The organism is Thioalkalivibrio sp. ALE10 (assembly GCF_000381385.1).
GTDB lineage: Bacteria > Pseudomonadota > Gammaproteobacteria > Ectothiorhodospirales > Ectothiorhodospiraceae > Thioalkalivibrio.
Genome location: NZ_KB906450.1, coordinates 198,698 through 212,368, shown reverse-complemented (window position 1 = coordinate 212,368; position 13,671 = coordinate 198,698). Strand labels below are relative to the sequence as shown.

The window sequence follows — 13,671 nt, the reverse complement described above, 5'->3', positions numbered from 1 at the left end:
CCGTGAGCGCCTTCCCCGAAAGCGTGCCGCTGGCGTCCGGCGAGGGGCGTGTGCTGATCGTCGACGACGACAAGCACAACCGGCGCCTGCTGAAGATGATGCTGACCGGCGCCGGCTACGACACCGAGGAGGCGACCGACGGCCACCAGGCCGTGGAGCAGGCACGCAACGCCCCGCCGGACCTGATCCTGATGGACGTGATGATGCCGGGGCTGGACGGCTTCGAGTCCACCCGGCAGATCAAGCACGAGTGCGGCGACCGTTTCGTCCCGGTAATCATCCTGACCGCCCTCGATGACGAGGACTCCCTGCTGCGCGGCATCCGCGCCGGTGCCGACGACTTCCTCAACAAGCCCCTCAACCTCTCGGTGCTGCGCGCCAAGATCCACGCCATGGAGCGCCTGCGCGATCTGCACCACGGGCTGCGCGAGCGCAACGAGGCCCTGGACCGCGCCCGGGCGCGCCAGGCATGGGAGGAAGAGACCGCGGAAAGCGTGTTCTCGCGCGCCATCACCGGACGCAATGTGGGCGACGAACGGCTTCACGTACGCCAGTGGGCCGCCGCCACCTTCAGCGGCGACGTGGTGCTGTCGGACTTCACCCCGGACGGCGGCCTGCGCGTACTGGTGGGGGACTTCACCGGGCATGGCCTGGCTGCGGCCATCGGCACCTATCCGGTTTCGGAGACCTTCCATACACTGACGCGCGAGGGTGTGGGCGACACCGAACTGGTCTTCGAGCTCAACCACGTGCTCCACGGCTTTCTGCCACCGTCGATGTTCATGGGCGCCGTGCTGGTCACCTTTGAGCCCGACGGGCAGACCCTGACCGCCTGGAACGGCGGCCTGCCGGATGCCCTGCTGTGCGGCGGCGACGGACAACTGCGCAGCCTGCCCTCGCAGGCGATGCCGCTGGGGATCCTTTCCCGGCTGGAGCTGGACAGCGGCCCCCGGCGTCACGCCATCGCCGCCGACGAGACCCTGCTGATCGTCACCGACGGGGTTCTGGAAGAGGGAGGCACCGCCGGTGAACCGTTCGGCGAGGCACGCCTGCATGCCTGTCTGTGCCATCCGGAGCGCCCACCGGAACGGATCGAACGGCTGGGCGATGCCCTGTCACGGCACATGGGGGATGCGTCACCGGCCGACGACATCACCGCGGTCGCGATCACCTGCGCCCCCGAGGTCGTGCTGGAAACCGGCCTCGCGGTACCCCCGGACACCACCGGCAACCGACGCTGGTCCATGGAGGCCGCCGGGGCCGAGCTGGCCCGCGTGGACGTCGCGGAAGAGGCCCGGCAGCAGCTCCGGCGCTGGTTCCCGGAGCCCGGCGAACACGTTCAGGCCCTGCAGACGGTGGTCGCCGAGCTCTGCAACAATGCCTTCGAACACGGCGTGCTGGGCCTGTCTTCCGAGATGAAGGCCACCGCGGAAGGCTTTGCCGAGTACTATCGCCTGCGCCAGGAAGGACTCGAGCGCCTGGAAGGGCGCATCGGCATCAACCTGCGCTACCGCCGCACGGACGACTGGCACTGCGTGCGCATCCGTGTGCGCGACAGTGGCGCGGGCTTCGACCACCAACGGGTGCGGCGGGCTCTCGAGGGCGAGAGCGACGAAAGGCTGTGGGGGCGCGGCCTGACCCTGGTGCACCGGTTGTGCCGGCAGATGCGGCACCTCGGGAGCGGCAACGTGGTGGAGGCCGAGTACGCCTGGATGGAACCAATCAGCGAGGAGCAGACATGACATCGACCACTCCGCAATCGGCACTGATTACCGGCAATTCCAGCGGCCTGGGCCTCGGACTCGCCCGGGTCCTCGCCGCCGACGGCGCGGCGGTCTACGGCATGAGCCGCCGCGGCTGCCCTGACGACGGAGTCGCCGGCGACGCACAGGTCGACCTCGCGGACTTCGACGCCATCCCGGAGGCCATGGACCGGCTGCTGCAGGGCGCCACCCGGCTGGACCTCGTGATCCTGAATGCCGGCCTGCTGGGACACATCCAGCGCATGCCGGACGCCCCGATGGACGAACTGCGCCAGCTAATGGACGTGAACACCTTCGCCAACAAGGTGATCCTGGATCGTCTGCTGACGCGCGAGATCCCGGTCGGCCAGATCGTAGCCATCTCCTCGGGGGCGGCGGTGTTCGGCAATGCCGGCTGGAGCGGCTATTCCCTGTCCAAGGCCGCGCTGAACATGCTGATGCAGCTCTACTCGCACGAATTCCCCGGCGTGCCCGTGCACTCGCTCGCACCGGGTCTGATCGACACCGCGATGCAGGACTATCTTTGCGACGAGGCCGACAGCGAGACCTTCACTGCCCTGCAGCGGCTGAAGGCCGCGCGCGGCACCCGCACCATGCCGGAACCGGAAACCGCGGCACGCGACATCCTCGACGTACTGCCACGGCTGCGCGAACAGCCGTCCGGAAGCTTCGTGGACATCCGTGCACTCAACGATCCCGAAGAGTATGCGCGCCTGACCGGCCGGCGCTGACAGAAAAACTTCATCGCACCCCATTGGCTTTTGCCGACACAGGAGCGTATAGTCGGAAACGTGATTCGCGGTTAGCAGCAACTCCAAGGAAGTCCCCAGTTTTCTGGACCAGTGCTCCCGTTGATCTGTTGGTAGCGTTCCGCAATCACGTTTCTTTAGTTACATGATGAGGTAAGTAGTTGTGAATACCGGTGTTGTTAAGTGGTTCAACGAGAGCAAGGGTTTCGGTTTCATCACCCCCGATGATGGCGGCAAGGACGTGTTCGTGCACTTCTCCGCGATCAACGGTTCGGGCTTCAAGACCCTGGCCGAAGGCCAGAAGGTTTCCTTCGAGATTCAGGAAACCGCCAAGGGTCTGGCCGCGGGTGACGTGACCGCGCTGTAAGACTCCCCGCACGGCGCGCCTCCGGGCGCGCTTCGGGAAGCAGAGGGCCGCCTTCGGGCGGCCCTTTTTTGTGCGCGCTCTCCGCGCACAAAAAAAGCCCCGGCGTGAACGCCGGGGCCCGATGACGGCCGGAAAGCCCACAGGGCTTACAGGCTGTAGTACATGTCGAACTCGATCGGATGGGTGGTCATGCGCATGCGCGTGACGTCTTCCATCTTCAGATCGATGTAGGCATCGATCATGTCGTCGGTGAACACCCCGCCCTGGGTCAGGAACGCGCGGTCGGCGTCCAGCGCCTCCAGGGCCTGATCCAGCGAATGGGCGACCTGCGGGATGCCCTTCTCTTCCTCCGGCGGCAGGTCGTAGAGGTTCTTGTCCATCGCCTCGCCCGGGTGGATCTTGTTCTGGATCCCGTCGATGCCGGCCATCAGCATCGCGGCGAACGCCAGATACGGGTTGGCGGTGGAGTCCGGGAAGCGCAGCTCGATGCGGCGGGCCTTCGGGCTCATCACGAACGGGATGCGGATGGACGCCGAGCGGTTGCGCGCGGAGTAGGCCAGCATCACCGGCGCCTCGAAACCCGGCACCAGGCGCTTGTAGCTATTGGTGGACGGGTTGGTGAAGGCGTTCAGCGCGCGGGCATGCTTGATGATGCCGCCGATGTAGTACAGCGCGGTCTCGGACAGTCCGCCGTACAGGTCACCGGAGAACAGGTTCTTGCCATCCTTCGACAGCGACTGGTGCACGTGCATGCCGGAGCCGTTGTCGCCGACGATCGGCTTGGGCATGAAGGTGGCGGTCTTGCCGTGCATGTGGGCAACGTTCTGCACCACGTACTTGAGCATCTGCACTTCGTCGGACTTCTTGGTCAGGGTCGCCGCGCCGACGCCGATCTCGCACTGGCCGGCCGTCGCCACCTCGTGGTGATGCACCTCGGTGGTCAGCCCCATCTCGGTCATCACTTCACACATGGTGGAGCGGATGTCGTGCAGGCTGTCGACCGGCGGGACCGGGAAGTAGCCACCCTTCACGCCCGGACGATGGCCAATGTTGCCGTCGTCATACACGCGCTCGGAGTTCCAGGAGGCCTCCTGGGAATCCACGCGGCAATAGGAACCGGAGAGGTCGGAGCCCCACTTCACGTCGTCGAACACGAAGAACTCGTTCTCCGGACCGAACAGCGCGGTGTCGGCAATGCCGGTGCTCTGCAGATAGGCCTCGGCACGACGCGCCAGCGAGCGCGGGCAGCGGTCGTAGCCCTGCATGGTGGCCGGTTCCACGACATCGCAGCGGATGTTCATGGTCATGTCCTCGAAGAACGGGTCGATGGCCGCGGACTCCGGATCCGGCATCAGGATCATGTCGGATTCGTTGATGCCCTTCCACCCGGAGATGGAGGACCCGTCGAACATCTTGCCTTCTTCGAAGGAATCTTCGTCGAGGTCGTGGGCCGGCAGGGTGACATGCTGTTCCTTGCCCTTGGAATCGGTAAAACGAAGGTCAACGAAACGGACTTCCTGTTCCTTGATCTGCTTCAGCACTTCGGCTGCGGACATAATGAGGACTCCTCTGGTCTTCAGTTTGAGACGGTCGATGCCGGTGCGGTCGCCTGGGGCCGATCGGCGTCTGCCCGTTGGTCATGCAGGTGGCGTGCCAGCCTGCAAGCCCCGGTTCGGGGCGCCCCTGCGCCCATCTCTGCGCCACCACGGCCGAATGCCGCACACCCGCAGTGCACAGGATGCACCATTATAGTGCTATCGCGCGGCATGCGCCCTCATTCGGTGCAAGGCCGATAGAGCACGGTCACCTGTCCCAGTACCGGCCCCAGAACGGGGTGTTCCCGCAGCTGCCGGGTCAGCAGATCGGCGCGCTCCTGCAGGGCGGCTCCCGTCCGCGCGGGATCCAGCCGCAGAGTGACGGTGGCATGCACCCGCCCGCCGAGATAATGCAGGGAAAGGTGCTCCAGGGCCTCCAGCTCGGGGAAGCCGGCCCAGGCCTCGCGCAGGCCGGCCACCAGTTCGGGGCGCAGGGGCAGCCGCGAGCTGGCCACCTGCTCCTCGTCGTTCTCCGGATCCACGTGCACGGTGATGTCGCTGACCTCGCCCGCATCCTCGGTCACAGCGCGATGCACGGCATCGGCGATGCGGTGCCCCTCGGACACCGAAATCATCGGCGCGACCTGCACGTGCACGTCGGCCACGGCGTCGTCGCCGGAGCGGCGCGTGCGCAGCATATGGGCATCCTTAACTCCGGGCACGTCCAGGATGGTGCGGTGGATGCGCTCGACCTTTTCCGGTTCCAGCGCGGTGTCGATCAGTTCGGCCACGCTGCGACGGATCAGGCGCCCGGCGATATGCAGGATGAACAGGGCCACCAGCAGCGCCGCCAGCGCGTCCAGCCACGGCCAGCCGGCGACCGCACCGGCCACCCCCAGCAGCACGATGACCGAAGAGATCGCATCGGTGCGGTGGTGCCAGGCGTTTGCCTCCAGCATGCGCGAGCCCAGCCGCCGCGCGACCCGGCGGGTGTACTGGTACAGGCCTTCCTTGGCCACGAGGGTCACCACGGCGAAGGCGATCGCCAGCGGTGCCGGCCCGGTGGCATCGTCCAGCTCCAGCAGGCGTCCGCCGGCGCCCCAGGCGATGGCCAGCCCTGCCAGCGCGAGGAACAGGCCCACGACCACCGTCGCGAGCGTCTCGATGCGGCCGTGACCGTAGGGATGGTCCTGATCCGGGGAAGCGGCAGCCTGCCCCGCCGCGACCAGGACCACGGCGTCGGTCACCAGGTCGGAGACGGTGTGCACGCCATCGGCGATCAGGGCCTGGGAGTTGAGCAGCCAGCCGCTGAGCAGCTGGGTCACGGCCAGCCCGGAGTTGACCGCGGCGCCGGTAAGGGTCACCCGGCGCGTGTCGCGGTAGCGCCGGTCGTCGGTCCCCGACTCGAGCGGGTCGGGCGGTTCGGCGGGCGCCCTGTCCGGCTGCTGCTGGTGATCCGCGGCCATCGTGCCCCCCGGAGATGCCTCGATTCGAAGCATTATGGACCTCACCGCGACCTCCGGCCACCGCAGCCGGGCCGGGCGGTGGCCGCACCCGGGCGCGGGCCGATATACTGCCGCCCCTGATCCGCTCCGGACCCCCAGCCATGGCGAACGCAAGCGACCGAACCGAGACCGCGAGTCCCACCTTCCAGGACCTGATCCGCCGACTGCAGGATTACTGGAACGACCACGGCTGCGTGGTGATGCAGCCCTACGACATGGAGATGGGCGCCGGGACTTTCCATCCGGCGACCTTCCTGCGCTCGATCGGCCCGGAACCCTGGCGCGCCGCCTACGTGCAGCCCAGCCGGCGCCCGACCGACGGCCGCTACGGCGACAATCCCAATCGCCTGCAGCACTACTATCAGTTCCAGGTGCTGCTGAAGCCCTCCCCGGCCGACATCCAGGACCTGTATCTCGGCTCGCTGGAGGCGCTGGGCTTCGACACGCTGACCCACGACGTCCGTTTCGTCGAGGACAACTGGGAATCGCCGACGCTGGGCGCCTGGGGGCTGGGCTGGGAGGTCTGGCTGAACGGCATGGAGGTGACGCAGTTCACCTACTTCCAGCAGGTGGGCGGGATCGACTGCCACCCCGTCTCCGGCGAGATCACTTACGGGCTGGAGCGCCTGGCGATGTACCTGCAGGGCGTGGAGAGCGTCTACGACCTGGTCTGGACCGTCGGCCCGGACGGGCGCGCGGTCACCTACGGCGACGTCTACCACCAGAACGAGGTGGAACAGTCGAAGTACAACTTCGAGCACGCCGACCGCGATGCCCTGTTCGCCGCGTTCGACCACCATGCGGCGGAGAGCGACCGCATGATCGAGCTGGGCCTGCCGCTGCCGGCCTACGAGCAGATGCTGCGCGCCTCGCACAGCTTCAACCTGCTGGATGCGCGCGGGGCGATCTCGGTCACCGAGCGCCAGCGCTACATCCTGCGCGTGCGCGAGCTCTCCAGGAACGTCGCGCAGAAATACTATGAATCGCGCGAGGCGCTGGGCTTTCCGCTGTGCGCCCCGGGCGACACCGGCAAGTCCGACGCCGCCTGACGCCACCCGATACCGGGGCATACCCCGAACCCGTGCCCGCCGCCGCCCCGAACGGGCGCGCGGGCCCACCGGAACCCGACTGGACCGAACATGGACGAAGCCCGCGAACTTCTGATCGAACTCGGCACCGAAGAACTGCCGCCGGCCGCGCTGGCACGCCTGCGCGACGCCTTCGCCGAGGGCCTGACCACCCGCCTGCGCGAGGCCGGGCTGGAACCCGGCGAGCCCGAGGCCTTCGCCACACCCCGGCGCCTGGCCGTGCGCTTCCCCGCGGTACCCGGCCGCCAGCCCGACCAGCTGCAGGAACGCCGCGGCCCGGCCGTGGCCGCCGCCTTCGACGACCAGGGCCAGCCGACCCGCGCGGCGCAGGGCTTCGCCTCCTCCTGCGGGGTGGAGGTGGACCAGCTCGAGCGCGAGGACACCGGCAAGGGCGAATACCTGATCTTCCGCCGCATGCAGCCGGGGCAGGCCCTCGGCGAACTGCTGCCGGAGATGCTGGACGGCGCCCTGGAACACCTGCCCACGCCCAAGCGCATGCGCTGGGGCGAGAGCACCACGGAATTCGTGCGCCCGGTGCACTGGCTGGTGGTGCTGCACGGCACCGACGTCCTGCCGATGACGGTGCTGGAACAGGATGCCGGCCGCCACACGCGCGGCCACCGTTTCCACCACCCGGCCCCGCTGGAGCTCGCCAGCCCCGCGGACTACGCCGACAGGCTGCGCGCCGAGGGCCGTGTGGAGCCTTCGTTCGAGGCCCGTCGCGAGCGCATCCTGGAGCAGGTCCACGTCACTGCCCGCGAGCTGGGCGGGCGCGCGCTGGTCGACCCGGACATGCTGGACGAGGTCACCGCGGTGGTGGAGTGGCCGGTGGCCCTGGGCGGCAGCTTCGACCGGCGTTTCCTCGAGGTCCCGCAGGAGGCGCTGATCTCCACCATGCAGGACAACCAGAAATACTTCCCGGTGGTGGACGAGGCCGGCCGCCTGCAGCCGCATTTCATCGTCGTCAGCAACATCGAGTCGCGCGATCCCGAAGCAGTACGCGATGGCAACGAGCGCGTGCTGCGCCCGCGCTTCGCGGATGCCGAATTCTTCTGGGAGCAGGACCACAAGCACCGCCTGGAAGAACGCCTCGACGAGCTCGGCGCGGTGGTGTTCGAGAAGCGCCTGGGCACCCTGCGCGACAAGTCGCAGCGCCTGGAAGCGCTGATGCAGCGCCTCGCCGGCCTGATGGATCTGGATGCGCAGCAGGCGGCGCGCGCCGCGCGGCTGTGCAAATGCGATCTGCTGACCCGGATGGTGTTCGAGTTCACCGAACTGCAGGGCACCATGGGGCGCTACTACGCGCTGCACGACCGCGAGGACGAGGCCGTCGCCGACGCGATCGAGCAGCACTACTGGCCGCGCCAGTCGGGCTCGGAGCTGCCGGACGGCCCGCTGGCCCAGGCCCTGGCGCTGGCCGACCGCCTCGACACCCTGGTCGGGATCTTCGCCATCGGCAAGCAGCCCAGCGGCACCAAGGACCCGTTCGCCCTGCGCCGGGCCGCGCTGGGTCTGGTGCGCATCCTGGTGGAACGGGAACTCCCGCTGACCCTGACCCCGCTGCTCACCGCGGCCGCCGAGCCGATCCGCGAACGCGTGGCCGAGGCCGACCAGGCGGTGGACCCGGTGCGCGAATACATCGTCGAGCGCCTGCGCGGCTACCTGCTGGAACAGGGCCATGCCCACGAGACCATCGAGGCCGTGGGCGCGGTCGGCCCCGACCAGCCACTGGATTTCGCCCGCCGCGTGCGCGCGGTCTCACAGTTCCGCGAACGCCCGGAGGCCGAGGCCCTGGCCGCGGCCAACAAGCGCATCCACAACCTGCTGCGCAAGGCCGGCGACGAGGCCGCCGGCACGCTCGAGCCCGACGCCCTGGTGGCCGACGAGGAACGCCAGCTGCACCAGGGTCTGCTGGCGGTGCGCCCGGCGGTGGACGCGGCAGTGGCCGACGGCGACTACGTGCGCGCCCTGGGCGAACTCGCCGGGCTGCGCGAGCGCGTGGACCGCTTCTTCGACGGGGTGATGGTGATGGCCGAAGACGCCGCCGAACGCCGCAACCGCCTCGCCCTGCTGCGCGAACTGCGCCAGGCCTTCGAGACCGTGGCGGACATCGGGCGGCTGGCCACCGGCTGAGGGCAGGCAAGCATGCTGTATCTGCGCTCACTGCTGTTTCACGTCGGGCTGATCAGCTCTTCGCTGATCTACGGCCTGATCGTGCCGTTGCTGATCTGGCCACTGTCCCATGAACGCCGCTACCGCATCCTGATCCAGTGGGGCCGCTTCAACATCTGGTGGCTGCGGGTCACCTGCGGGGTGCGCTACCGGGTACGCGGCCTGGAACACGTGGACACCTCGCGCCCCCACGTAGTGATGTCCAAGCACCAGTCGGCGTGGGAGACGCTCGCGTTCGTGTCGATCTTCCCGCGCCAGACCTGGGTGCTCAAGCGCGAGCTGATGCGCATCCCGCTGTTCGGCTGGACCCTGGCCATGCTCAACCCGGTACCGATCGACCGCGGTGCCGGTCGCCAGGCGCTGGAGGGCCTGCTGCGGGAAGGCAAGAAGCGCCTGGACCAGGGGCTGTGGGTGATCGTGTTCCCCGAGGGCACGCGCGTGAATCCCGGGGAAAAGGGCCGTTATCGTCAGGGCGGCGCGCAGCTGGCCGCGCGCGGCGGCTACCCGGTGCTGCCGGTGGCGCTGAACTCCGGTACGTACTGGCCGCGGCGCGGGATCCTGCGCCATCCCGGGACCATCGAGGTCTCGGTGGGGCCGCCGATCGAGACGCAGGGCCGTTCGGCCGCCGAGGTGCTGGCGCTGACCGAGGACTGGATCGAAAGCGAGATGGCGCAGCTGGAACCCCGCGACGAGGCCACCCCGCGGGAGCAGTGATCCTGTGATCCGGCGGCCCGGCGATCCCCCGCCGGAGTCCGGCCAAAATTGCGCACGGGGCCGCAAGCCCGCAATCTCCCCGGCTACACCCCAGAGGAACCCGGAGACGCCCGCATGTCCGCTTCCCCCGGAACGATCGGTCCGGCACTGGTCGAACTGCGCGAACGCAACATCCACCGCGTCGGCGATGACGAGCCGGCGGTCTGGCTGATCGACGACCGCGAGATGGGCGGGATCCTGGTGAACGCCCCGCCGTTTTCGGATGCCCTGCTGCAGGAACTGCGCGCACTCACCGAGCCGCGCTGGCTGTTCCTGCCCAGCCACCGCGGCGCGCGCGACCTGGAGGCCTGGCGCGAGGCCGGACTGGAGGTGCTGGCCTACGAGGCCGAGGCACCCGCGATCCGCGCCGCCGGCGGCACCGTGGATACCCCGTTCAACCGCAAGCAGCGCCTGTCGCGCACCATCGACTTCCTGCCGATGGGCGGCGTCACCGAGGGCACCTGCGCCCTGCGGATCAAGAATCTGCCGGGGGCGATCTTCTTCGGTCCCGCGCTGACCCCGGGCGAGGACGGCTGGCCCACGGTGATCCCCGAGGCCACCGACCATTCGGCCGAGGCGCGGCTGTTCGGCTCGCTGGGGATCAAGGACCTGAAATTCGCCTGGGCGTTCTGCGACCGCCACGATCCGGAGACCACGTACATCGGCCCGGATGCCGACCAGCACATCCACGCGGGGGTGGAGGCGCTGTTCGAGGACTGACGCCGCGCCGAGCCGCGTGCCCGCATCAGTCGGCGCGCGGACCGGCCGGGCAGTCCGGGACGGGGTCGCATGCCCCGCCGGACGGAGCCGCCCGCTCCAGCGTCCGCAGGGTCGGGGCATACGGGGATGCGTCCTCGCCCCCGCTCAGCGCCACCGCGCAGGCGGTCGCCGCGCGGGCGGGTTCCGTACAGTCCCGCGCCAGCAGGACATGGGCGAGGTTGTTCCAGGCCGCGTCCACCCCGGGGTCACGCTCGATCAGCTCGCGCAGCACAGACTCGGCCGCCTCGGGGTCATCCTGCGCCATGGCCACGTTGGCGAGACCGACATAGGCCACCGGGTGATCGGGCCATTGGTCGATCGCCGTGCGGTAACCCGTGGCCGCGGCCGCCAGTGCGCCGGTGACCTCCAGTTCGTTGACCGCGCGCAGCCAGCTCAGCGGCTCCGCGGTGGCCGGCAGCTCATCCGGCGCCACGGGGATGAAGGCCCAGCGCTCGCCGCGCGCCCAGGTCCGTTCAAAACGGGCGAACTCGTTCACGTGACGCTCGTGGGGGCCGCTGCGCAGGATGATTTCGCCGGCGTCGAGGTCGTAGCCGATGACCACCGCGAAATGCCATTCCGGGAACATCGCGAGCCCGAGGTTCTGGAACACCACCACCGGATGACCGGCCGCGACCTCGCGCAGGACCGCTTCCAGATCCGGCTCCAGGCGATACGCCACCAGATCGCGCGCACGCACCGCCGCACGCATCTCGGCCTGCAGCGTGCCCTCGCGGGCGGGGATGTAGACCTCGTCGATCAGCCCTTCCAGCGACACCTCCAGACCGCGCCCCTCGAGCACCGTGGCCAGCGCGGCCGGGCCGCACTGGTAGTCCTCCTGCGGGTGGAACGGGATGTCGCTCAGCTCGACGCGCGGCGGCAGATCCGGCAGGGCCCCCGGGTCACCCGCCAGGTCCCGGCTCTGCGGCGCGGTGGCACAGCCTGCCAGCAGCGCCGCCAGCAGCAGCGCCGCGAGTCCCCGGAGGATCACGCCAGGATCACCGCTCGCCCGGCGGATGGACAAACGCGAAGATGTCGGTCACGCCCAGGGCGTCGGTGATGACGAACACCAGGAACACGATGGCGACCACGCCCAGGGCGCCGGCGGCCCCCACCGGTTCGGAGTCAATGCGCGCTTCCAGCTCCGCCAGCTCCTCGTCGGTCAACCGGGCCACGCGCTCGCGGGCCTGTTCCGGATCCACGCCCATGGCGATCAGCTGCTCCTGTACGGAAGCATCGTCCAGACGTTCCAGCAGTTGCGCCCGGGTGTCCTCCGCCTGCACCTGATCGATCAGGGCGCGGGTACCCACCATCTGCCCGGTGTCATCGCCGCTTGCGGATGCCCCCTGCGCGCGCTCGGCCGTTTCGGCCAGCACGGAGGTGGCCGGCAGCAGGGCCAGGCCGAGGGCACAACAGCCGGCCAGCATGCCGGATACGGACGGAGTACGACGCAAACGCGAAATGGTCGGAATCGACATGGACGGCCTCCTCGAAGGCTCGGATGGGGAAACGTGCTTCCTATCTTACGCTCGTTACGGGGCGCGCCAAGCCCCGCGAACGATCCGCCAGGCTCAGTCGTGATCCACGTCGAACGGCGGACAGCGTTTCGGCAGCAGCTCCCCGCGGATTCGCGGATAGGCCGGCAGGCCACGCTCGAACGGTGGCTGCTCCTCGCCCTGGATCAGCGGGCGCAGGTAGTCGCGCGCCTCCTGGGTGATGCCGTAACCGTCCGGGGTGATCAGTTCGCGCGGCATGCCCTGCTCGATGTCGGCCACGCTCTCCAGCGAGGTACGCCCGATGCTCCAGCGATAGGGCTGGGTGGAATCGCGCCGGATGATCGGCATGAAGCTGTGCTCGCCGGCCACCACGCCCTCCACCGCCGCGCGCCCGCAGGCATAGGCCTGGTCCACGTCCACCTTCGACGCGATATGCCGCGCGGCCCGCTGGATGTAGTCGACCACCGCCCAGTGCAGCTTGTGCCCGGTCTTTTCGCGGATCAGCTCGGACAGCCGCGGCGCGGCGCCGCCCAGCTGGGTGTAGGCATAGACGTCGTGGCTCTGGGCCACCGAGAACAGGCTCCCGTCGGGGTTCTTCAGGCCCTCGGAGACCACCACCACGCAGTACCCGTGGCGCTCGATGGTGCGGTTGAGGTGATCCATGAAGTCCGCCTCGTCGAACGGCGTCTCGGCGAACAGGATCAGCATCGGCGGCTGGCCGTCGAACTCCTGGGCCAGCGCGGCGGCAGCCGCCAGCCAGCCCGCATGCCGCCCCATCACCTCGAGAATGAAGACCTTGGTCGAGCTGGTGTGCATGGACTCCACGTCCAGGCTGGCCTCGCGCACGGTGGTGGCGATGAACTTGGCAGCGGAGCCGAACCCGGGACTGGTATCGGTGATCGCGAGGTCGTTGTCGATGGTCTTGGGCACGCCCACCGCGGTGATCGGGTAGCCCATGCGGTCACCCATCTTCGCGACCTTGAGGGCGGTATCCATGGAGCCGCCGCCGCCGTTATAGAAGAAATAGCCGATGTCGTGGGCACGGAAGACCTCGACCAGCCGCTCGTACTGCTCGGGGTGGGTGTCCGGATCGCCCAGGTCGAAGCGGCAGGATCCGAACGCCCCGCCGGGCGTGTGCCTCAGCGCCTGCAGGGTCAGCGGATCCTCATGGTCGAGATCGATCAGCTCCTCGCGCAGCACCCCGAGAATGCCGTCGCGCGCGGCATAGATCCGCCCGAAATGGGCCGGGTGGCCGCGCACGGCCTCGATCACCCCCCAGGCACTGGCGTTGATGACGGCGGTGACCCCGCCGGACTGGGCGTACAGTGCGTTCTGCGGCATGTGTCTCTCCCTGGATGTCCCTGCTCATCGGGCCCCGTGGCCCCGGAATCGGCCCCCGCGCCCGCTTTTGCTACACTGTGCCGGTTAGGACACGGGCCGAACGGCGCGGTTCGCGCCAGCAGCGTGCGCAACCGCCTGCCCCCAAG

The 13,671-nt window shown here is 68.9% G+C and carries 12 protein-coding genes; 7 read left to right on the top strand and 5 right to left on the bottom strand.

Annotation, left to right across the window (positions count from 1 at the left end; genetic code table 11):
- Positions 1-2 precede the first annotated feature (2 nt).
- From F788_RS0101045 to F788_RS0101035, 3 genes are all read left to right on the top strand, one after another.
- Complete coding sequence (locus F788_RS0101045) at positions 3-1,742, top strand: fused response regulator/phosphatase (protein ID WP_019588989.1); 1,740 nt, start codon at positions 3-5, stop codon at positions 1,740-1,742.
- Positions 1,739-2,494 (top strand): SDR family NAD(P)-dependent oxidoreductase, encoded by a 756-nt coding sequence (locus tag F788_RS0101040; protein WP_019022625.1) that lies wholly within the window; start codon positions 1,739-1,741, stop codon positions 2,492-2,494. The genes F788_RS0101045 and F788_RS0101040 overlap by 4 nt, the downstream gene beginning before the upstream one ends.
- Before the next feature lie 181 nt (positions 2,495-2,675).
- Positions 2,676-2,879 (top strand): cold-shock protein, encoded by a 204-nt coding sequence (locus F788_RS0101035; protein ID WP_018868787.1) that lies wholly within the window; start codon positions 2,676-2,678, stop codon positions 2,877-2,879.
- Between the two features lie 146 nt (positions 2,880-3,025).
- Here the strand turns inward: F788_RS0101035 and glnA are convergent, their stop codons facing one another.
- Positions 3,026-4,435, bottom strand: coding sequence for a glutamate--ammonia ligase (gene glnA, locus F788_RS0101030; RefSeq protein ID WP_019569409.1), 1,410 nt, complete (start codon positions 4,433-4,435; stop codon positions 3,026-3,028).
- 218 nt (positions 4,436-4,653) lie between these two features.
- The gene (locus F788_RS0101025) at positions 4,654-5,880 is read right to left on the bottom strand and encodes a cation diffusion facilitator family transporter (protein ID WP_019588988.1); all 1,227 of its coding nucleotides are present in this window, start codon (positions 5,878-5,880) and stop codon (positions 4,654-4,656) included.
- 140 nt (positions 5,881-6,020) lie between these two features.
- On the opposite strand from F788_RS0101025, the gene glyQ reads away from it, so the two are divergent.
- From glyQ to F788_RS0101005, 4 genes are all read left to right on the top strand, one after another.
- A complete protein-coding gene (glyQ, locus tag F788_RS0101020; protein WP_018936517.1) occupies positions 6,021-6,968 on the top strand; it encodes a glycine--tRNA ligase subunit alpha in 948 nt (315 codons plus the stop codon).
- A 90-nt stretch (positions 6,969-7,058) separates the two neighbouring features.
- Complete coding sequence (gene glyS / locus F788_RS0101015; RefSeq protein ID WP_019588987.1) at positions 7,059-9,140, top strand: glycine--tRNA ligase subunit beta; 2,082 nt, start codon at positions 7,059-7,061, stop codon at positions 9,138-9,140.
- A gap of 12 nt (positions 9,141-9,152) precedes the next feature.
- Positions 9,153-9,893, top strand: a complete 741-nt coding sequence (locus tag F788_RS0101010; protein ID WP_019588986.1) for a 1-acyl-sn-glycerol-3-phosphate acyltransferase — start codon at positions 9,153-9,155, stop codon at positions 9,891-9,893.
- A 114-nt stretch (positions 9,894-10,007) separates the two neighbouring features.
- The gene (locus tag F788_RS0101005; RefSeq protein WP_019588985.1) at positions 10,008-10,652 is read left to right on the top strand and encodes a hypothetical protein; all 645 of its coding nucleotides are present in this window, start codon (positions 10,008-10,010) and stop codon (positions 10,650-10,652) included.
- Between the two features lie 25 nt (positions 10,653-10,677).
- On the opposite strand, the gene F788_RS0101000 is transcribed toward F788_RS0101005, so the two are convergent.
- The 3 genes from F788_RS0101000 to F788_RS0100990 form a co-directional block, all read right to left on the bottom strand.
- A complete protein-coding gene (locus F788_RS0101000) occupies positions 10,678-11,679 on the bottom strand; it encodes a PA2778 family cysteine peptidase (RefSeq protein ID WP_019588984.1) in 1,002 nt (333 codons plus the stop codon).
- A 7-nt stretch (positions 11,680-11,686) separates the two neighbouring features.
- Complete coding sequence (locus F788_RS0100995) at positions 11,687-12,166, bottom strand: PA2779 family protein (protein WP_019588983.1); 480 nt, start codon at positions 12,164-12,166, stop codon at positions 11,687-11,689.
- 93 nt (positions 12,167-12,259) lie between these two features.
- Positions 12,260-13,525 (bottom strand): 6-phosphofructokinase, encoded by a 1,266-nt coding sequence (locus F788_RS0100990; protein ID WP_019588982.1) that lies wholly within the window; start codon positions 13,523-13,525, stop codon positions 12,260-12,262.
- Positions 13,526-13,671: the final 146 nt, after the last annotated feature.